Genomic DNA, 19,702 nt, shown 5'->3' with positions numbered 1-19,702 from the left:
ACCGTTGGCGCCATGGATGGCGCCATCGAGCCCCCATGGACGGGTTTACGGCGTGTCCTGTCAACCCACACCACCCCGCCATCCCTCGGATAGTCCGCTGTTGCTGTTGCCGTTGCTGTCGCTTCGGCCTCTGCGGGTGCAGGGCGCAGCCCTGCCGAACACCCCCTACTTCCGCGGCAGGTAGGTCACCAGGGAAAGGTCATGCCGGCTCTCCGGCACCAGCGCCACGTACTGCAGGTCCAGCAACCCGCGCGTGGGATGGTTCAACTTCTTCGCACCTTCATCGAACCGGCGCACATCGTGCTCCGGCCACCACTGGCGGAACTCCTCGCTGTGCGCCGAGATGTCCTCGACCAGCGCCAGGAACGGGGCCTTGTCCGGTGCCTGCGCCATCGCCGCACGGAAGCCTGCCAGCAGGCCGCGGGTCATTTCTTCCCAGTTGAGGATCAGCGTGCGGTACGGCGGGTACAGGAACATCAGCCGCAGCGTATTGCGCTCGTGCGGTGCCAGCTGGCTGTAGTCCACGAACAGCTCGGCAATGGCCGGGTTCCAGGCCAGGATGTCAAAGCGGGTGTTGCGCACGTACGCCGGGATCGGCTGCATCGCCTCCACCAGCTGGCGCAGGCCGTCGGTCACACTCTCGTCCGGTGATTGCAGCGGCACGCCGTAGCCGGACAGCGCGAAGGCATAGGCGCGTTCGTCGTCGCTCATGCGCAGCACCTGTGCCAGGCGCTCGAGCACTTCGGGAGAGGCGCGCACTTCACGACCCTGCTCGATCCAGGTGTACCAGCTCACGCTGACCCCGATCGCCAGCGCCACTTCCTCGCGCTTCAGGCCCGGGGTGCGCCGCCGCCCGGCCGGCAGGCCGAGCGTGGCGGGGTCGACACGGGCGCGGCAGGCCTTGAGGAAGCCGCCAAGTTCCTTGCGTTCACTTTCGCTGCGCATCATCGCCACCGCCGTACCCGTTGTAGCGTCGAGCCATGCTCGACGCATCTGCTACTGCGCCAACAGCAGCCGAGCATGGGCTCGGCTCTACCGGAAGCGTGATCAGCCACCCTCGGCGTTGCGCACGAGGGTGACGATATCCGCGCAGGCGCGCAGATCAGGCATCGACGCGCTTGGAGCCCACGGCCAGGCCGGCCTTCAGGCTGGCCTCGACGAACTCGTCCAGGTCGCCGTCCAGCACCTTCTGCGTATCCGAACGTTCGATGCCGGTACGCAGGTCCTTGATGCGGCTCTGGTCGAGCACGTAATTGCGGATCTGGCTGCCCCAGCCGATGTCGGACTTGGTCGCTTCCACGGCGTCCTTTTCGGCGTTGCGCTTCTGGATCTCCAGCTCGTACAGCTTGGCGGCCAGCATCTTCATCGCGTTGTCGCGGTTCTGGTGCTGGCTGCGGCCGGTCTGGCAGGCCACCACGATGTTGGTCGGGATGTGGGTGATGCGCACCGCCGACTCGGTCTTGTTGACGTGCTGGCCACCGGCACCGGACGAACGGTACACGTCGGTGCGCAGGTCGGCCGGATTGATGGTGATGTCGATGTTGTCATCGATTTCCGGCGACACGAACACCGAGGTGAAGCTGGTGTGGCGGCGGTTGTCCGAGTCGAAGGGCGACTTGCGCACCAGGCGGTGCACGCCGGTTTCAGTCTTCAGCCAGCCATAGGCGTAGTCGCCTTCCACGCGCAGCGTCGCCGACTTGATGCCAGCGACGTCGCCGCCGGAGACTTCCATCAGCTCGGTCTTCCAGCCGCGCGATTCACACCAGCGCAGGTACATGCGCAGCAGGATCTCGGCCCAGTCCTGGGCTTCGGTGCCACCGGCACCGGCCTGGATGTCGACGAACGCAGCGGCATTGTCCATCTCGCCGGAGAACATGCGCTGGAACTCCAGCTTCTCCACGTGCGCCTGGTGCTTGTCCAGGTCGGCGACCACCGCCAGTGCGGTGTCCTCGTCCTGCTCGGACTCGGCCAGCTCGAGCAGTTCGGTGGCGTCGTTCAGGCCATCCAGCACCGAGGCGATGCCGCCCACGGTCTTTTCCAGGCTGGAACGTTCGCGGCCCAGGTTCTGGGCGTACTCGGCGTTGTTCCAGACGTCGGGGCTTTCCAGCTCCCGCGTTACTTCTTCAAGACGCTCTTTCTTGGCGTCGTAGTCAAAGATACCCCCGAAGCGACAGCACGCGATCAGTCAGATCGGTGATGCGCTGGCGGACAGGATTCAGTTCGATCATGTCGGCGGTTATGCATTCAAAAGATGACTGCCAATGATACCGCAGGCCGGGGGCGCCCGGAATGAGGGACCAGCCCCGCAGCTGGGAGCCAACCACTGGTAGACCCGCCTCAGTAGAGTCGACTGTCAGTCGACTGCTTTTCATTCAGGTTGCGGTGGAGCCCGCGCTGCGCGCGATAGTCGACCGACAGTCGACTCTACCCGCGCCCGCGCCGCCCAGCGCCTGCCGCAGGACCGGCAGCTGGCGCCGGCTGCAGGGCACTTTGGCTCCATCGGCCATGTGCAGCAGGGCCTCGCCTCCGTCCAGCGGCTCGATCGAGCGCAACTGGCCGCGATTGATCAGCCAGCTGCGATGTGGGCGCAGGAACTCGCCCGGGTCCAGCCGCTGCTCCAGCACCGCCATGGTGATCCGCAGCGGGTAGTCGTGCCCGCGCACCCGCAAGTTCACGTAGTTGCCCGCCGACTGCGCGTACTCCACATCTGCGGTGGCAACCAGGAATTCCTTGCCCAGCTTGCGCACCAGGAAGTGCTGGGGGCGCTCGACCGGCTCCACCGGCGGGCCGACGTCGGGCTCGGCCAGCAGGCTCGCTTCGCCCTGCCTGCGCCTGCCGAACCAGCTGGCAAAGTGCTCGAGGGCCACGAACATCGCGAACGTGCGCACATCCTTCAGGTACTCGTAGGCAAAACGCTCCAACAAACCGGCATCGTCCTGGTAGCGGTAGCCCAGCGACGCGTAGGCCAGATGCCGCAGCAGCATCATCCCCATCACGTGCAGCAGCGACCAGCCGACGCTGGCCAGCAGATACAGCGGCAACCGCCGCCTCCAGGTATCGGCATGCAGCGGCCAGCGCTCGCAGCCCCACCACAGCAACGGCAGGGTCAACAGGATCAGGGCGAGGCTGCTGAACTCCCAGATCATCGGCTCCCACAGCCCAAGATCCGCGCCGCGGCGACTGGCGTCCATCACTTCCACCAGCGCATTGGTCACTGCCGAGGCCGACAGGATCGCCGCCCATACCAGCAGGCGGGTTGACGTACGCCAGCGCGATGGTCGGCCCTGGGTCATTGCTGCATCCATGTCGTTGCGGTGCTCCAGCCTGCCTCAAGGGACCAAGGGTAGCGGCTCCATTGGTCCCACCACCCCCGCCATTGGTCACTGCGTCGGTTCCAGCGGCCCCTTGCCAGTCGCCGCAAGGATCCGGACGGCGTCACCTTGGCTCGACTCTCCGGCACACCACCACCATGCCCCGACGCTACGACATCGACGCCCTGCGCGTGTTCGCCTTCGCCCTGCTGATCCTCTACCACACCGCCATGGCCTACGTGGACGACTGGGGCTTTCACCTCAAGAGCGTGCATACCGCCGAATGGCTGCAGTGGCCGATGCTGTTCGTCAACCGCTGGCGGATGTCGCTGCTGTTCCTGATCTCGGGTATCGCCATCGCGCTGATGCGGCCGGAAGGCAGGTTGCTGCGCTTCGCCGGCCTGCGCACCTGGCGGCTGCTGCTGCCGCTGCTGTTTGGCATGTTCGTGATCGTGCCGATCCAGCCCTACTGCGAAGGCGTAGCCAACGGCCACGTGGCACCCGGCTTCGGCCACTTCCTGCTGCGCTATTGGCAGGTGCGGCCGTGGCCGGAAGGGAGCTTTGCCGGTTGGCAGTACGGCATCACCTGGAACCATCTGTGGTACCTGGCGTATCTCTGGAACTACACGCTGGCCCTGGCCCTGTTGATGCCGTTGCTGGGAACGGCGGTGGTGCGCCGCGCGGTGGCGTTCTGCGCAGCATCGCCGATGCTGCTGATCGGCCTTCCGTCCGCCCTGCTGCTGGCCTGGGTGATCTGGCTGGAGCCGATCTATCCGTCCACCAATGCCCTGCTTGGCGACTGGTACCAGCACGCCAAATACGCAACGGTGTTCCTGGCAGGCTACCTGCTCGGTCGCGAGCCGGTGTTCTGGCAGCGTGTGGTCGCCCTGCGCCGCACCACGCTATGGCTGGCGCTGGCCGCGATCGCCTGGTATCTGGGGTTGCGCATCCTCGGCGAGGTACTGCCGGCTGATTCCTTGCTGCGGCAATGGCCTGAAACGTTCTGGGACCTGCAGGGCCGCACCAGCCAGTCGCTGTACGTCTGGACCGCGCTGCTGACCATCCTGGGCTGGGGCAAGGTCGCCCTCGACCGCCCGTTCGGCTGGCTGCCGTACTGCACCGAGGCGATCTATCCCTGGTACGTGCTGCACCAGAGCCTGATCATCGTGCTGTTGTTCTGGCTCAAGCCGCTACAGCTGGGGCCGTGGGCCGAACCGGCCCTGCTGCTCGGCGGTACCGTCGGCGGCTGCCTGCTGATCCATGAACTGCTGATCCGTCGTTCGCGCTGGCTGCGGCCGCTGTTCGGCCTGAAAGCCGATCCGCTATCGTCACCGACGGTACGCGCCGCGACGGCGCAATGAGGACAACGGATGTTCCAGACCCATTGGCACCTGTGGCTGCAGCAGACCTTCGATGCCGGCTGGGTGCTGTCGCAGATGCAGTTCGTCAGCCTGCTCGGCTACGAAACGGCCTATACCGCGCTGATACTGCTTTGCGCGTTTGGCGGGCGACTCCGCGCCGGGTTGTGCGTGATGCTGGCTGCCTAGGCGGCGGTGTGGCGCTGGCGAGGCGGATTCCGCGTGGGACCTGATACGGGCAACGGATACGCGCCCCTTCACGGCATTTGCAACTATTCGCATTGGATGTTCCACATCGCCCTGCCAGCCTAGGAGGTCGCCTTCCCGCCAGAAGGCCCCTTTGCCTGGAGACCTGCAATGGATCAATCCGACCTCAAGCTGCTGGTAGCCTTTGTTGACTCAGAAGAAGCTGCGCTTGCTGAGAAGCGTCAAGGCGACATTTACCCGGCTTATCACTACCAACTCGGCGTACTTGCACCGAAAGCAGGTCGCCACCTGTCTGGGGACATGCTGCAACGCTTCTACTTCCACTGGCTGCGAGTGGGGGACTGGAAGGTCGCCGGACTTCCCGAAAAGGATCTACCGGCACTGAATGCCGCCTACCGTGAACTCACGCGGCTTCCTGTTGGCTATTACTCGCGCCTGCCAAGGCTCGGCCTTGAGCATCTTTTCTGCTTCGGCTTCGACGAGAACGGCGAGCTCCCAAGTGGCTCTCTTGGCAGCGCGGGAGAGCTCAAGCAGCGCGTGCGCCTGGTCGAGCATTGCAGAAAGTACCAGTCGTACTACGCCCAACGTGACAAAGTGGAGAGATTTCTGCCCTATCGCAGCTTGGCACCACAGGTCCTCGAAGCCATTCAACACGTTCAACACGATGCCGAACAGCTCGACAGCATCCTGTACTGGGGCATGATTCTGGTCACGTTGCTGGATACTCGAACCCGCCTCGGCGCGCTGCGAATTCAGCTTGATCGCGATCACGCAGGGAGCGCAGCCCGTGAACGATTTCTCTCGCTTCTCCACTACACAGCGATGGCAGCCCAGCCGCATGGTCCTGAAGACCCGGCGTTCAACACCCTCTGCGAACAGCTGTCGACACTGCACAACGAGCGCGTCATGGCAGGCGCCGCCATTCAGTTGGTCCAGAGGCAGGCATGGACGGTGGAGAACATCCGAGACTGGAACGCGCGTATCACGCTGTATCAGGATGGCGAGTACAGCTCCCAGAACGGCCATCCACGTGTCAGCCTCACTCTCAGCAGCTGGCCCGATAGTTCGTGGTCGATCAGTTTGTCCGCAGGTGATGGAACGTACGAGGCATATGGGGACCGGCCCATCAGCAATGACCTCGAACTGCCGCCAATTACAGGCGTCAATCTTGCACAGTTCCCACAATGGATCAGGCAGGTCAATGCACAACTGGGCATCAATCTGGCACCAGGCAAAGGCATGGTCGCCAGCGCGCACAAGAACCGCGTGCTGGCAAAACAGCTGGATAGCTGGATACGCGGTTAGAGTAAATGGCCGGGTGGCGCTGGCGCGATGGATTTCGCGTCAGTACCGGCTCGATGAATAAGGCCGGATTGATTTTGGCTCTTCTGTCGCCGGAAGCCGAGCATCCGAATCTGCGTGGCGTGCGTACTGAGTGGCTCGTCTCGGAATGGGCACACTGGATCTACCCGGAGTGCCCGGTCGGAAAAGTCCGGGTCCTCCGCTCCTATCCTGCACCGCTTGCGGGAGAAATGCAGAGTCGAGCAAGCTCGACTCTACACGGGTGTCCGGGCGTTCAACGCACCTCGAACTCGCCCACCAGCACGGTTTCGGCACGATCCTTCAGCCGCATCGTCACCATCTGGTCCTTCTGCTTGGCCGTGCCCCAGTGGGTGGTCAGGCGCAGCATCAGGGTCGTGGCACCGGTCACCAGCTGCTGGCGGCTGCCGAAGTAGTTCGCTTCCACCTTGTATTTGCCCGGCTTGGCGGTACGCAGCGAGAACTGCTCGGGGCCATAGCCGCCGGTGAAATCCTGCGACATCTGTCCGCCCTGGTAGGTCAGGCGGTTGCCGTAGTACGCGCGCTCGCCGTTCGGGTCGGTCACCCACAGGTCCATGTCGCTGTTGTCGGCATCCCACGACAGCACCACGCGCAGGTCCAGCGGCATCGCCTGCAGCAGGCGCGGGTCGATACTGGTGGTATCCAGCCGGGGCGTGCTGCGGGCCACCAGGTTGGTCAGTTCATCCAGTGCGATCAGGGCGATGCCATCGAAGCGGCTGTCCCACGGCCGCACAACCACCTGGTACAGCGGCGCCAGCGCCTGCTGCGGCTTGCCGGCCGCGGCCAGTGCCAGGCCCAGGTCGCGGAAGCTCTGCGGCTCTTCTTGGCCCATCGCCAGCACCTGCTCGAACACCGGCACCGCCAGTGCGGGGGCATCAGCCTGCATCAGCCGGTAACCGAGCACGCGCAGCAGGTGGCGGTTGTCCAGGTCCATCTCGGCCAGGTTCGACAGCACGCGCAGTGCCAGGTCGCGCTTACCCTGCTCCAGCAGCAGGTCGGCCACGTCGAGGAAGAACGCGCTGCTGTCGGCATGCGCATCGCGCTCGGCCAGGTAGCGGTCATACAGTTGCGACGCCGGGCCCTGGCGCAGGCGCCGGGCGATGGCCGAATCCGGCTGCCAGGCCGCCAGCTGGATGCCGAGCTCGCCCTCGTTGGCGGCAGCGGGCGCAGCGACACGACCACCAGTGACCGTAATTGAATCCAGGGCCTTGTTCGATGCAGGCGCAGAGCGACGTGCACGCGCGCTGCTGGCTTCCATGCGCTGCTCGGCGGCGGCTATCGGTGCCGGGGCGGGCGGTGCCGCAGGGGCCGGCGCGGCGAGCATTGCCACCGGCGCCGATTCCATCGCATGGTCCGCCGAGGCCACTTCCAGTGCCCCGCCCTTCGCCTGCGGTGGCACACCCTTCGGCCAGCTGCGGCTCCACCACTGCTGGCGCTCCTTCCAGCGTGCCGCCACCTCATCCAGGCGCTGGCGATCAGCAGCGGCGCGGTCTGTCACCTGCCGTGCGAACCGCGCGTCGTAGTCCGCGCGCAGCTTGCCGGACGGACGGATGGCATAACGCAGGTAATCCTCCAACGTCTCCAGCACGATCAGCGAGGTGTCCGGGCCGACCAGGCCAAACTGCTGCGACAGCCGCTGCATGGCCTCGCGGTTGCCACGGCGGTCGGCAGCCAGCTGCTGCAGGCGCGCCTGCGCCCACAAGCCCGCCAGCAGTTCACCGTCGTTGCTCTTCTGCGTGGCGGGCAGCGCCTGCCATTCGCCGCCACCCACGCGCACCCGCATCGGCACTCCGTCGGCCGCCAGTCGTGCGTGCAGCCACAGCCAGCCCTGGGCTTCACTGCGACGATCGATCACCACGTCCTGCACGCCGCGCCCCGCATCGACCTGCACATCCAGCGGCGACGACAGCAGCTCGCGCGCCGCCGCATCGACATCCGTACCCAGCGCGACGAAGCGACCGCCATGCGCCTCGCTCCAACCACGCAGTCGCACGGCATCGGTGCGCGCACCGGCGCTGCTGACCGCAAACAGGCGTTGATCCGGCGCCATCGCCGGCAGCTGTTCCGGCCCGTAGGTCAGCAGGCCATCGCTGACCAGCAGGTACTCCTTCACGCCCGGCTGCGACTGCCACTGCGCCAGCGCGCTGGCACCGTCCGGGCGCACCGCCTGCAGTGCTGCGCGCAGCTCACTCCAGTTACCGGCGCGGATGCGGAAGCGACGCACCGGTTCGGCGCGATCACGCAGCACGGTCAAGGCCACGGTGCCCTCACCCAGCGCGGCGAAATAGCGATCCAGCAGGGCGAACTCACGCGTGCGATCGCGCTGCCCCGCCGAACCGGAGCCGTCCCACAGCAGGCCGATCTCGCTCGGCAACGTGCGGGGTGTACTGCTGGCCGTCACCGGCAGCTGTGCCAACAGGTAGTGCCCATCCTGCCAGGGCGCCACCTGTACCTGTGCGTGGCGGGCTGCCGGCAGGCTCCACTGCAGTTGCTTCGGCAGCTGCGCACCCTTGCCCTGCCACTGCAGCTGGCCCGCGCTGATGCGGAATGGCGCAGTACCTGCGGTGGCCGCGTCGGGAGCATGCACCTTCAGTTCAACCGAGGCTGCACCGGCGGCGAACTGCAGCGGCAGCGTCCACTGCCAGCTTTGGCCGGCGAAGGCCAGAGGTTCGCGGATCACCAGCTGCACACGCCGACTGCCACCGGGCGGCAGCGGGTAGACGCGCAGGAGGAACTGGTTGCCGGCGGTCTGTTCCAGCAGGCCCGGATCGACACCACGGCGGGCGACTTCCTCGAACACCTGGCGGCCGCGGTCCTTGGCCACCGGCACCGCGTCACGCATCTCGCCGTTGATATCCAGCGCGAAGCCGCTGATCTGCTGGCCATCGGCCAGCGGGAACTGCAGCTCGCCCTCCAGTACCCGCCGGTTGGGGTTGTGGAATTCCAGCGTGATCCGGGTCTGGGCGATGCCGGCCTGCACTTCGCCTTCGATGCGGGCTTGTCGTAATTGAACCGGCTGCTCAGCCGCCGGCGCGATCAGCAGCGGCGTGGCGGACTGCGGCCGGGAGATCGTCGGCGACTGTGCGCCAGCGGGCCAGGCCGCAAGGGCCAACAACAACACAGTGCAGCAACGGGCGAAGACCATGACCGGACTCCAGTGGGATCGTGGACCTTTGAACGCACCAGCAACCGTAATGGGGTTGGCGCCCCCCCAAAAAAAGGGGACGGAGGGGATTAAGTCGCAATTGGCAAACAAGGCAAAAGCGGCTTAATCCCCTCCGTCCCCTTTTTCTAGGCGGGCAGGCAGTGTTCGATGATCAGCTGGATGGCGCTGCCACCGCGATAGTCGTCGCAGGCCAGGCGGTAGGCGAGGTGCACGTGGCGGCCAGGCGCATTGCCGTGCCAGCCGCCGAAATGGATGGCGTTGATGGTGCCGGGCACGCCGGGCAGGCGCAGCTCCAGCTTGAGGTGGCGTTCCTTCAGAACGCGCCAGTTGGCCACTTCGAAGTGGCCGTCGAACAGTGGCTCGGGGAAACCCTGGCCCCACGGCCCGGCCAGGCGCAGCGCATCGGCGTGGCGATGGTCCAGCTCATCTGCCGCCAGTTCGCCGTCACTGAGCACCTGCTGCTGCAATGCGGCCGGATCGAGCATCTCCAGCACCACGGCGACGAAGGCGGCCTTGAAGTCATCGACGTGGTCACGCCGCAGGCTGAGGCCGGCCGCCATGGCATGCCCACCGAAGCGCTCGATCAGGCCCGGATGGCGCGCATCGACCAACGCCAGCGCGTCACGGATGTGCAGGCCGGGAATCGAGCGCGCCGAGCCGCGCAGGGTGTCGGCGCCGGGTTCGGCCGGGGCAAAGGCGATCACCGGACGGTGCAGGCGATCCTTCATCTTCGAAGCGACCAGGCCGACCACACCGGGATGCCAGTCGGCATCGAACAGGCAGGCCGCGACCGGTCGCTGCCCGGCCATGTCCAGCACCACGCGGCTCAACGCCTGCTCGGCGTCGTCAGTCATCGACTGCTGGACGGCGCGCCGTTCCGAGTTGATCTGCTCCAGCGTCTGCGCGATCTCGCGTGCCTGGCGCGGGTCTTCGGTCAGCAACAGCGCGATGCCCAGCGCCATGTCTTCCAGCCGGCCCGCCGCGTTCAGGCGTGGGCCGAGTGCGAAGCCGATGTCGGTGGCGGTCAGCCGCGCCGCGTCACGGCCGCTGGCTTCGATCAGCGCTCGCAGGCCGACGCAGCCCTGCCCCGCGCGCAGACGGCGCAGGCCCGCGCTGACGAGTGCCCGGTTGTTCGGATCCAGCGCCACCAGGTCGGCGACGGTGCCGACCGCCACCAGGTCCAGCAGCGTGGTCAGGTCCGGCCCCTTGCCATCGGCGAAGACGCCGGCCTCGCGCATGTGACGGCGCAGCGCCATCAGCACGTAGAAGATCACACCGACGCCGGCCAGCGACTTGCTGGGGAACGCATCACCGTCGAGATTGGGATCGACGATGACATCGGCCGGCGGCAGCTGCGGCCCGGGAAGGTGATGGTCGGTGACCAGCACCTGCCAGCCCCGCGCCTTGGCCGCGATCACGCCCGCATGGCAGGCGATGCCGTGGTCGACCGTGACCAGCAGGTCCGGCTGCAGCGCGGCCAGCTCCTCCACCAGAGAAGGTGACAGGCCGTAGCCGTGCACCATGCGGTTCGGCACCGCGTGGAAGACGTGTTGCGCGCCGAGCATGCGCAGGCCACGCACGCCGACCGCACAGGCGGTGGCGCCATCGCAATCGAAATCGCCGACCACCAGGATGCGCTTGTCGTTGGCGATGGCCTCGATCAGCAGACCCACCGCATCATCGATGCCGGTCAGCAGCTCCGGCGCGTGGAGGCTGCCCAGCTTCGGCAGTGCCAGCTCTGGCGTACCGGCGCCGCGGCTGGCATAGAGTCGCGCCAGCAGTGGCAGCATGCCGTCTGGCCAGCTGTCGGGTACGACCGCATCGCGGCGGCGGATCATCGGCATATCAGAGGACGGCTGCGCAGCATCGGCGGCAAGGGACATCGGCATCGCCGGGTTGCGGAAGACATCCCCATGATAGCGCGGGGTCGGATCTCTCTGCCCGCAGGAGGCTCCCCCCGATCGATAGCATTTGGAATCTGCCAGCCTATCTTCCATGCTTGTCGGCCCGGAAATGGACTTCAACGCATGCATCGCACGCTCCTTCCCGCGCTGCTGGGCCTCGCCATGGCCCCGGCCACCCACGCCGCCACGCCCGAACCGAAGGCCGGCGTGCAGTTCCAGCACAACGACTGGTCGCTGGCCTGTGACAACACCCGCACCTGCCGCGCCGCCGGCTACAGTCCGCAACAACCCGGCAATCTGCTCAGCCTGATGCTGGAACGCGCGGGCGGCCCGGGTACGAAGGTGCTCGCGCGGCTGCGCAATGGCGAGGATGGCGAAAGCGCGACGCCGACCGGGGCGCTGCGCCTGCGCCTGAACGGCAAGGACCTGGGCCCGGTGCGCGACACCGGCGACGGAGATCAAGTACTGCTGCAGCAGGGACAGACCGATGCGCTGGTCGCCGCGCTGCCGCGCCACGCACGCATCGACATCATCGACGGCAAGGGCAAGGCGTGGCCGATCTCCGACAGCGGTGCAGCGGCCGTACTGCTGAAGATGGACGAGGCCCAGGGCCGGCTGGGCACACCCGGTGCGCTGGTGCGGCGTGGCGACAAGCCCGAAGCGAGCGTGCCTGCGGCGTTGCCGGTGCCAGTGATCATGCGCGGCACGCTGATGGCACCGCGCGCCTCGGACGCGGCACTGGCGAACGCACCGGGCCTGCGCAAGGCACTGATCGCCAGCCTGCCGAAGCCGGATGAGTGCGGCCGCCTGAGCGAGGGTGGGACAGACGAGATCGAGATCCAGCGACTGGACGCCCAGCATGTACTGGCAAGCACCAGCTGCTTCATGGGTGCCTACAACTTCAGCAGCGGCTACTGGGTAGTGCAGGACAAGGCGCCGTACCAGGCGAAGTTCGTGACCTCCAACGCGGAGGACTTTGATCGCGATGACGCGACGCTGCGCGGGCGCTTCCGTGGGCGCGGCATCGGTGACTGCTTCTCCGGCCACGACTGGGCCTGGGATGGCGCGCGATTCGTGAAGAGCGGCGAGTTCACCACCGGGCAGTGCCGCGGCGTGGCGGGCGGGCATTGGCAGCTGCCGACGGTGGTCAGCACGGTGAGGTGATTGTTTGCAGGGCTGCGCCCTGCACCTGCCGAAGCAACATCCGAAGCAACAGCAACAGCGGGGAGTCCGTGGGTTGGCGGGGCGGTGTCGGATTGCGGGGACGCCGCAAGTACGTCCCTGTAGGCTTGGCAGCCGCATCCATGCGGCTGACACCCCGCAATCTGACACCGCCCCACCTTCGACAGGTTCACGCCGCTGCTGGTAGGTGTCGACCTTGGTCGACACATCTTTCAGATATCGATAGACAAAATGGGGTCAGAGCCGTTTTCCCTAGGAAAACGGATCCGACCCCGCTCGGCCGAGCCCCGATCAGTCGTGAAGCTGGCGCGGCTTCTTCCAGAACTGCCAGCGCTGTCCGCGATCCAGCTGGAACTGCAGGCCGTCCTCGAAATCCAGCACCAGCCGCTGCAGCTCGCCGCGCTTCAGCGCGGCCAGCAGCGGACGGATCGCATCGTTGCCGAGCTGCTGCAGCGAGCGCAGCTGGCGCAGATCAACCAGTGCATCGACCGCCTGCTCGCCATCCACGGCTACGCCAGCCGCAAGAGCCAAGCCCTGCAGCAGCGCATCGCGGCTGCGCACCTGCGCATGCGGCGTGCTGACCGATACCGGCATCACGCCGCCACCCCAGAACCACAGCGAATTGATTGGCTGTTGTCCCTGCGCGGCGCGCTGCTGGTTCCAGGAATGGTTGTGCAGCACTACCTGCGCTTCGGTCATCAGCGCCCGCCAACGGCGGCCGCCCTCGCCTTCCGGCAGGTGCGAGAACAGGTCATCGCCCAGCACCTCGTCCGGACTGTCGAAGTCCGGCAGGGCCAGGTCGATCGGCAGGCGCAGGTACCAGCGCGAAGGGTCCGGTGCGTCGAGCACGAATCCGGCATCGGCGAACAACGGCTGCAGCACCGGCAGCAGGGCCAGGCAGTCGGCCAGGGTCGGTCGCAGCGTTTCGCCGTAGGCCATCATCCGCGCGCCATGCATGTCCGGCACCATGCAGGCCGGATCGGCACGCAGCCAGCTGGCGCCAGCGGCATCGCCGACGTCGCGCTGGCGGGTCAACGCGGCCACCGGCCAGTGCGGCGCGGCGACCGTGAAATGGCGCGTCAGCTGCGCGCGTTCACCCGGTGCGACCTGCACCGTCGTGGCGCGGCCAAGCGCGCGCGCCACATCGTCCGGCAACGCAGCCGCGGCAAAGCGGCTGCGTGCCGGCAACAGCAGGGTCGCCGTTGCCACCGGGTCAGTCCACGTAGCTGACGCTGACGATCTCGTACTCGCGTTGGCCGGCCGGGGCGTCGATCACGATCGAATCACCTTCCAGCTTGCCGATCATCGCGCGCGCCACCGGCGAGGAAATCGCGATCAGGCCCTGCTTGATGTCCGCCTCCAGGTCACCGACGATCTGGTACTTCTTCTCTTCGTCGGTTTCCACGTCGGCCAGCGTCACGCTGGCGCCGAACACCACCTTGGAGCCGGCATTGAGCTTGCTCACGTCGATGATCTCGGCGTGCGACAGCTCGCCTTCGAGCTGCTTGATGCGGCCTTCGATGAAGCCCTGTTCCTCGCGCGCGGCGTGGTACTCGGCGTTTTCCTTCAGGTCGCCATGCTCACGCGCTTCGGCGATCGCGGCGATCACCTTCGGGCGCTTGACCGACTTCAGGTGATCCAGTTCGTCGCGCAGCTTCTGCGCGCCCTTCATCGTGATGGGGGCTCTCATGCATTCAACTCCTTGTGCAGCTCCTGCAGCGACCAGACGGGGCCGGTGCCGCGGAATTCCAGTGAATCCACCAGCGCCTTGGCGCCGGCAATGGTGGTCGAGTAGGTGACGCGATGCTGCAGCGCCTCGCGACGGATCGAGAACGAGTCGTTGATCGCCGAACGACCTTCGGTCGTGTTGACGATGTAGACGATCTCGCCGTTCTTGATCGAGTCGACGATGTGCGGACGGCCTTCGACCACCTTGTTGATGATCTCGCAGTCCATGCCGTGCTGCTGCAGCCACGCGGCGGTGCCACGGGTCGCGACCAGGCTGTAGCCACGCGCCAGCAGCGCCTTGGCCACCGGCAACACGCGCTTCTTGTCCGGATCGCGGACCGAAACGAAGGCCTTGCCGACCGGCGGCGCCTTGATGCCGCCGGCTTCCTGCGCACGCGCGAAGGCGGCGTTGAAGCTGCGGCCCACGCCCATCACCTCACCGGTGGAGCGCATCTCCGGCCCGAGGATCGGGTCGACGCCCTGGAACTTGGCGAACGGGAAGATCGCCTCCTTCACCGAGTAATAGTCCGGCACGATTTCCTTGGTCGCGCCCTGCTCGGCCAGGCTCTTGCCGGCCATGCAGCGCGCGGCGATCTTGGCCAGCGGCATGCCGGTAGCCTTGGACACGAACGGCACGGTGCGCGAGGCACGCGGGTTCACTTCCAGCAGGTAGATGGTGTCGGCACCTTCGTCGCTGGTCTGGATCGCGAACTGGGTGTTCATCAGGCCGACCACGTTCAGGGCCTTGGCCAGCTCCACCACCTGGCGGCGCAGTTCGGCCTGGGTTTCAGCCGACAGCGAGTACGGCGGCAGCGAGCAGGAGGAATCGCCCGAGTGCACGCCGGCTTCTTCGATGTGCTCCATCACGCCACCGATCAGGACGTTGCCCTCCTTGTCGGCGATGATGTCGACGTCGCACTCCACGGCGTTGTCGAGGAAGCGATCCAGCAGCACCGGCGAATCATTGGACACCTTCACCGCGTCGCGCACGTAGCGGGCCAGGTCGGCTTCGCCGTAGACGATTTCCATCGCACGGCCGCCCAGCACGTAGCTCGGGCGCACCACCAGCGGGTAGCCGATCTCGCGGGCCAGCAGCAGCGCTTCCTGGTCGTTGCGGGCGATGCGGTTCGGCGGCTGCTTCAGGCCCAGCTTGTCGACCAGCTGCTGGAAGCGCTCGCGGTCCTCGGCCAGGTCGATCGAATCCGGGCTGGTACCGATCACCGGCACGCCGTTGGCTTCCAGCGCGCGCGCCAGCTTCAGCGGGGTCTGGCCGCCGTACTGCACGATCACGCCCTTCGGCTGTTCCAGTTCGACGATTTCCAGCACGTCTTCCAGGGTCAGCGGTTCGAAGTACAGGCGGTCGGAGGTGTCGTAGTCGGTCGACACGGTTTCCGGGTTGCAGTTGACCATGATGGTTTCATAACCATCCTCGCGCAGCGCCAGTGCCGCATGCACGCAGCAGTAGTCGAACTCGATGCCCTGACCGATGCGGTTCGGGCCACCGCCCAGGATCATGATCTTGTCGCGGTTGCTCGGCGCGGCCTCGCACTCGTCCTCGTAGGTCGAGTAGAGGTAGGCGGTACCGGTGGAGAATTCACCGGCACAGGAGTCCACGCGCTTGTAGACCGGGCGCACCTTGTGCGCACGACGCAGCGCGCGGATGGCGGCTTCGTTGGTGCCGGTCAGCTGCGCCAGGCGTGCGTCGGAGAAGCCGGCGCGCTTCAGCCTGCGCAGGCGTGCAGCGTCCAGCGCGTCGATGCCACCGGCGGCGACGTCAGCTTCGGCAGCGATGATTTCCTCGATCTGGTCCAGGAACCAGTGGTCGATGAACGACAGTGCGTAGATCTCTTCCACGCTCATGCCGGCGCGGAATGCATCGGCGACGAAGAACAGGCGCTCCGGACCCGGTGCCTTCAGTTCGCGGCGCAGGGTCTGCAGGTCGTCTTCGTTGCCCAGGTCCAGGCCGGTCGGGTCGAAGCCGACCTTGCCGGTTTCCAGGCCACGCAGGGCCTTCTGCACCGACTCCTGGAAGGTGCGGCCCATCGCCATCACCTCGCCCACCGACTTCATCTGGGTGGTCAGGCGGGCGTCGGCGGCCGGGAACTTCTCGAAGGCGAAGCGCGGGATCTTGGTAACAACGTAGTCGATGGACGGCTCGAACGAGGCCGGGGTCAGGCCGCCGGTGATCTCGTTCTTCAGTTCGTCCAGGGTGTAGCCCACGGCCAGCTTGGCGGCGACCTTGGCGATCGGGAAGCCGGTGGCCTTGGACGCCAGCGCCGAGGAACGCGACACGCGCGGGTTCATCTCGATGACGACCACGCGGCCGGTCTTCGGGTTGATGCCGAACTGCACGTTCGAGCCACCGGTATCGACGCCGATCTTGCGCAGCACGGCGATGGAGGCATCGCGCAGGCGCTGGTATTCCTTGTCGGTCAGGGTCTGCGCCGGGGCCACGGTGATCGAGTCACCGGTATGCACGCCCATCGGGTCGAGGTTTTCGATCGAGCAGACGATGATGCAGTTGTCCGCGGTATCGCGGACCACTTCCATCTCGAACTCCTTCCAGCCCAGCACCGACTCTTCCACCAGCACTTCGGTGGTCGGCGACAGTTCCAGGCCGCGGCTGACGATTTCGACCAGCTCTTCGCGGTTGTAGGCGATGCCGCCACCGCTGCCGCCCAGGGTGAAGCTGGGGCGGATGATGGTCGGGTAGCCAACGCGGGTCTGGATCTCCAGCGCTTCGTCCAGGGTGTGGGCGACGGCGGCGGTCGGGCATTCCAGGCCGATCTCACCCATGGCCACGCGGAACAGCTCGCGGTCTTCGGCCATGCGGATCGCTTCGCGCTTGGCGCCGATCAGTTCGACGTTGTACTTCTCCAGCACGCCGTGGTCGGCCAGGTCCAGCGCGCAGTTCAGCGCGGTCTGGCCACCCATGGTCGGCAGCAGCGCATCGGGCTTTTCCTTGGCGATGATCTTCTCGACCGTCTGCCAGTTGATCGGCTCGATGTAGACGGCGTCGGCCATCTCCGGGTCGGTCATGATCGTGGCCGGGTTGCTGTTGACCAGCACCACGCGGTAACCCTCGTCACGCAGGGCCTTGCAGGCCTGGGCGCCGGAGTAGTCGAACTCGCAGGCCTGGCCGATGACGATCGGGCCAGCACCGATGATGAGGATGGTCTTGAGGTCAGTGCGCTTGGGCATTTTCTTCTCTAAGTCAGTACAGCGTGACAAGGGGGAGTGATCGCACGCTGTCGATCAGGAATCTTGATCCGCAGCACCGCGCCAGCGGCAGCAGCGATGCGGGGTTTACGGTCCATCGCGACGCCACCGGCGGGCCGGCGGCGTACTGATCACGCCTTGGCCTGCTCCATCAGCACCACGAAGCGGTCGAACAGCGGACCGACATCGGTCGGGCCCGGCGACGCTTCCGGGTGGCCCTGGAACGAGAACGCCGGCACGTCGGTGCGGGCGACACCCTGGTTGGTGCCGTCGAACAGTGAACGGTGGGTCACGCGCAGGGTCGGCGGCAGGGTCGCTTCATCGATCGCGAAGCCATGGTTCTGCGAGGTGATCATCACCCGGCCGCTGTCCAGGTCCTGCACCGGGTGGTTGGCACCGTGGTGGCCGTGGCCCATCTTCATGGTCTGCGCGCCCGAGGCCAGGCCCAGCAGCTGGTGGCCCAGGCAGATGCCGAAGGTCGGGATCTTCACGTCGATGAAGGTCTTGATCGCTTCGATGGCGTAGTCGCACGGTTCCGGGTCACCCGGGCCGTTGGACAGGAACACGCCGTCCGGCTTCAGCGCCAGCACTTCGGCGGCCGGGGTCTGTGCCGGCACCACGGTCACTTCGCAGCCGCGCTCGGCCAGCATGCGCAGGATGTTGGTCTTCACGCCGAAATCGTAGGCCACGACCTTGAACTTCGCCGGCACGCTGACGAAGGCATTGGCATCCAGGTCCAGCTGGCCCTCGGTCCAGGTGTAGGTCTTCTCGGTAGTGACGACCTTGGCCAGATCCATGCCCTTCAGCCCCGGGAACTTGCGGGCGGCTTCCAGTGCCTTTTCCACGTCGATGTCGCCGGCCATCAGCGCACCGTTCTGCGCGCCCTTCTCGCGCAGGATGCGGGTCAGCTTGCGGGTGTCGATGCCGGCGATGGCAACCACGCCACGCTGGATCAGCCAGTCCTGCAGCGACACCTGGCTGCGCCAGTTGCTGGGGCGACGCGGAACATCGCGCACGATCAGGCCGGCCGACCACACCTTGGACGCTTCATTGTCCTGGTCGGTCATGCCGGTGTTGCCGATATGCGGATAGGTCAGCGTGACCATCTGCCGGGCGTAGGACGGGTCGGTCAGCACTTCCTGGTAGCCGGTCATGGCGGTGTTGAACACCACCTCACCGACGGACAGGCCGGGCGCGCCTACGGATTCGCCCTCGAATACGGTGCCGTCTTCGAGGACGAGGATTGCGGCTTGGGTCACGGGAATCTCACTTTGGCTACCGAGGGGGCTGCCGAAGTCACGCCTGCGCTTCACGGAAATCCGGTTGCAAAAAAGCGCGGACGTGCGGTCTGGGACCGGTCCGGCTTTCGTGATTCGGCGAGTGCGAATTGTAGCGCTGCCGGGGCGCTCGCGCCAGCGGTTATCGCGCTTCATGAACGGGCGATTGCGCATTCATTTCAATCCGGCGGCGTATGCGGCACCCGCTACCGGGTAGTGCCGGCCGCTGGCCGGCAATCCCATTGGCGCCCCGTAACCCAAGGTTGCCGGCCAGCGGCCGGCACTACCGCCTTACGCCAGCAGGTCCCGTACCCGGTAGCTGCCCGGGGCGCGGCCCTGCAGCTGGCGGGCGGCGAACAGGGCGCCGCGGGCGAAAATGTCGCGGTTGGTGGCCCGGTGCACCAGCTCGATGCGCTCGCCCAGCCCGGTGAACTGGACCAGATGCTCGCCGACGATGTCACCGGCGCGCAGGCTGGCATAGTGCGGCTCCGCCCCGCCCCGCTGCGCGGCCGCGCCCAGGGTCAGCGCGGTGCCCGACGGCGCGTCCTTCTTCTGGGTGTGGTGCGATTCGACGATGTCACAGTCCCAGCCGGCCAGCGCCTGCGCCGCGCGCTCGACCAGCTCGTCCAGCACCGCCACGCCCAGGCTGAAGTTCGAGGCCCAGACCAGCGGGATCCTCGCCGCCGCCGCCTCCAGCGCCTGCCGCTGCGTGCTGGAGATGCCGGTAGTGCCCGAGACCAGCCCCGCACCACGTTCCACGCACAGTGCCAGCATCGGGTCGAAACCCTCCGGCAGGCTGAAGTCGATCGCCACGTCGAATGCCGGCGCACCGGGCAGCTCACTGGCGCCGAAGAACGGCACGCCGTCGACCACGCGCTGTGCCGGCGCACGGCCGGTCACTGCGGCCACGATCTGCAGGGTTTCGGGATGTTCGGCGGCCAGCCGCAGCAGGGCCTGGCCCATGCGCCCGGAGGCACCGTGGATGAGCAATCGCAGGGGAGTCTGGTTC

At 66.6% G+C, this 19,702-nt stretch carries 14 protein-coding genes; 4 read left to right on the top strand and 10 right to left on the bottom strand.

What is annotated here, in order from left to right:
* Window positions 1–165: 165 nt before the first annotated feature.
* From O0K41_RS08545 to O0K41_RS08535, 3 genes are all read right to left on the bottom strand, one after another.
* Window positions 166–948 carry a helix-turn-helix transcriptional regulator gene (locus O0K41_RS08545; protein WP_164222554.1) on the bottom strand — a complete coding sequence of 261 codons (783 nt, stop codon included), beginning with the start codon at window positions 946–948 and terminating at the stop codon, window positions 166–168.
* A gap of 154 nt (window positions 949–1,102) precedes the next feature.
* A protein-coding gene (gene prfB, locus O0K41_RS08540; protein ID WP_014037064.1) for a peptide chain release factor 2 occupies window positions 1,103–2,228 on the bottom strand; the annotation gives its coding sequence in 2 pieces (ribosomal slippage) (window positions 1,103–2,152 and window positions 2,154–2,228; 1,125 coding nt in all).
* Window positions 2,229–2,372: 144 nt separating this feature from the next.
* The gene (locus tag O0K41_RS08535; protein WP_049448345.1) at window positions 2,373–3,293 is read right to left on the bottom strand and encodes a LytTR family DNA-binding domain-containing protein; all 921 of its coding nucleotides are present in this window, start codon (window positions 3,291–3,293) and stop codon (window positions 2,373–2,375) included.
* 176 nt (window positions 3,294–3,469) lie between these two features.
* Here O0K41_RS08535 and O0K41_RS08530 point away from each other — a divergent pair, with 176 nt between their 5' ends.
* From O0K41_RS08530 to O0K41_RS08520, 3 genes are all read left to right on the top strand, one after another.
* Window positions 3,470–4,672, top strand: a complete 1,203-nt coding sequence (locus tag O0K41_RS08530) for an acyltransferase family protein (protein WP_099605334.1) — start codon at window positions 3,470–3,472, stop codon at window positions 4,670–4,672.
* Between the two features lie 9 nt (window positions 4,673–4,681).
* Window positions 4,682–4,858, top strand: a complete 177-nt coding sequence (locus tag O0K41_RS08525) for a hypothetical protein (RefSeq protein ID WP_232015537.1) — start codon at window positions 4,682–4,684, stop codon at window positions 4,856–4,858.
* A gap of 168 nt (window positions 4,859–5,026) precedes the next feature.
* Entirely contained in the window at window positions 5,027–6,181 is a 1,155-nt protein-coding gene (locus tag O0K41_RS08520; protein ID WP_308304483.1) for a hypothetical protein, read from the top strand.
* Between the two features lie 271 nt (window positions 6,182–6,452).
* On the opposite strand, the gene O0K41_RS08515 is transcribed toward O0K41_RS08520, so the two are convergent.
* Complete coding sequence (locus O0K41_RS08515; protein WP_164222551.1) at window positions 6,453–9,362, bottom strand: VIT domain-containing protein; 2,910 nt, start codon at window positions 9,360–9,362, stop codon at window positions 6,453–6,455.
* Window positions 9,363–9,508: 146 nt separating this feature from the next.
* Window positions 9,509–11,266 carry a single-stranded-DNA-specific exonuclease RecJ gene (gene recJ, locus O0K41_RS08510; RefSeq protein ID WP_099605344.1) on the bottom strand — a complete coding sequence of 586 codons (1,758 nt, stop codon included), beginning with the start codon at window positions 11,264–11,266 and terminating at the stop codon, window positions 9,509–9,511.
* Between the two features lie 144 nt (window positions 11,267–11,410).
* On the opposite strand from recJ, the gene O0K41_RS08505 reads away from it, so the two are divergent.
* Window positions 11,411–12,451: a DUF1176 domain-containing protein gene (locus O0K41_RS08505; RefSeq protein WP_099605337.1), complete on the top strand. Its 1,041-nt coding sequence runs from the start codon at window positions 11,411–11,413 to the stop codon at window positions 12,449–12,451.
* 309 nt (window positions 12,452–12,760) lie between these two features.
* Here O0K41_RS08505 and O0K41_RS08500 read toward each other — a convergent pair whose 3' ends face one another.
* From O0K41_RS08500 to O0K41_RS08480, 5 genes are all read right to left on the bottom strand, one after another.
* Window positions 12,761–13,678, bottom strand: a complete 918-nt coding sequence (locus tag O0K41_RS08500; RefSeq protein ID WP_164222549.1) for a phosphoglycerate mutase — start codon at window positions 13,676–13,678, stop codon at window positions 12,761–12,763.
* Between the two features lie 4 nt (window positions 13,679–13,682).
* Window positions 13,683–14,159, bottom strand: coding sequence for a transcription elongation factor GreA (gene greA / locus O0K41_RS08495; protein WP_005409483.1), 477 nt, complete (start codon window positions 14,157–14,159; stop codon window positions 13,683–13,685).
* On the bottom strand, window positions 14,156–17,398 hold the full coding sequence (gene carB, locus O0K41_RS08490) for a carbamoyl-phosphate synthase large subunit (RefSeq protein ID WP_164222547.1): 3,243 nt from the start codon (window positions 17,396–17,398) through the stop codon (window positions 14,156–14,158). Before carB ends, greA begins: the two co-directional genes overlap by 4 nt.
* A gap of 149 nt (window positions 17,399–17,547) precedes the next feature.
* On the bottom strand, window positions 17,548–18,675 hold the full coding sequence (carA, locus tag O0K41_RS08485) for a glutamine-hydrolyzing carbamoyl-phosphate synthase small subunit (RefSeq protein WP_094001949.1): 1,128 nt from the start codon (window positions 18,673–18,675) through the stop codon (window positions 17,548–17,550).
* Between the two features lie 309 nt (window positions 18,676–18,984).
* A complete protein-coding gene (locus O0K41_RS08480; RefSeq protein WP_239503583.1) occupies window positions 18,985–19,656 on the bottom strand; it encodes a 4-hydroxy-tetrahydrodipicolinate reductase in 672 nt (223 codons plus the stop codon).
* Window positions 19,657–19,702: the final 46 nt, after the last annotated feature.

Source organism: Stenotrophomonas sp. Sm2128 (genome assembly GCF_030985535.1).
GTDB classification, from domain to species: domain Bacteria; phylum Pseudomonadota; class Gammaproteobacteria; order Xanthomonadales; family Xanthomonadaceae; genus Stenotrophomonas; species Stenotrophomonas maltophilia.
This window is presented reverse-complemented; position numbering and strand designations above follow the sequence as displayed.

Excerpts from the sequence above, each read along its gene's own strand:
- O0K41_RS08545 (WP_164222554.1), bottom strand. The coding sequence starts at position 948 with ATGATGCGCAGCGAAAGTGAACGCAAGGAACTTGGCGGCTTCCTCAAG.
- O0K41_RS08535 (WP_049448345.1), bottom strand. The coding sequence starts at position 3,293 with ATGACCCAGGGCCGACCATCGCGCTGGCGTACGTCAACCCGCCTGCTG.
- O0K41_RS08530 (WP_099605334.1), top strand. The coding sequence starts at position 3,470 with ATGCCCCGACGCTACGACATCGACGCCCTGCGCGTGTTCGCCTTCGCC.
- O0K41_RS08525 (WP_232015537.1), top strand. The coding sequence starts at position 4,682 with ATGTTCCAGACCCATTGGCACCTGTGGCTGCAGCAGACCTTCGATGCC.
- O0K41_RS08520 (WP_308304483.1), top strand. The coding sequence starts at position 5,027 with ATGGATCAATCCGACCTCAAGCTGCTGGTAGCCTTTGTTGACTCAGAA.
- O0K41_RS08515 (WP_164222551.1), bottom strand. The coding sequence starts at position 9,362 with ATGGTCTTCGCCCGTTGCTGCACTGTGTTGTTGTTGGCCCTTGCGGCC.
- recJ (WP_099605344.1), bottom strand. The coding sequence starts at position 11,266 with ATGTCCCTTGCCGCCGATGCTGCGCAGCCGTCCTCTGATATGCCGATG.
- O0K41_RS08505 (WP_099605337.1), top strand. The coding sequence starts at position 11,411 with ATGCATCGCACGCTCCTTCCCGCGCTGCTGGGCCTCGCCATGGCCCCG.
- greA (WP_005409483.1), bottom strand. The coding sequence starts at position 14,159 with ATGAGAGCCCCCATCACGATGAAGGGCGCGCAGAAGCTGCGCGACGAA.
- carB (WP_164222547.1), bottom strand. The coding sequence starts at position 17,398 with ATGCCCAAGCGCACTGACCTCAAGACCATCCTCATCATCGGTGCTGGC.
- O0K41_RS08480 (WP_239503583.1), bottom strand. The coding sequence starts at position 19,656 with ATGGGCCAGGCCCTGCTGCGGCTGGCCGCCGAACATCCCGAAACCCTG.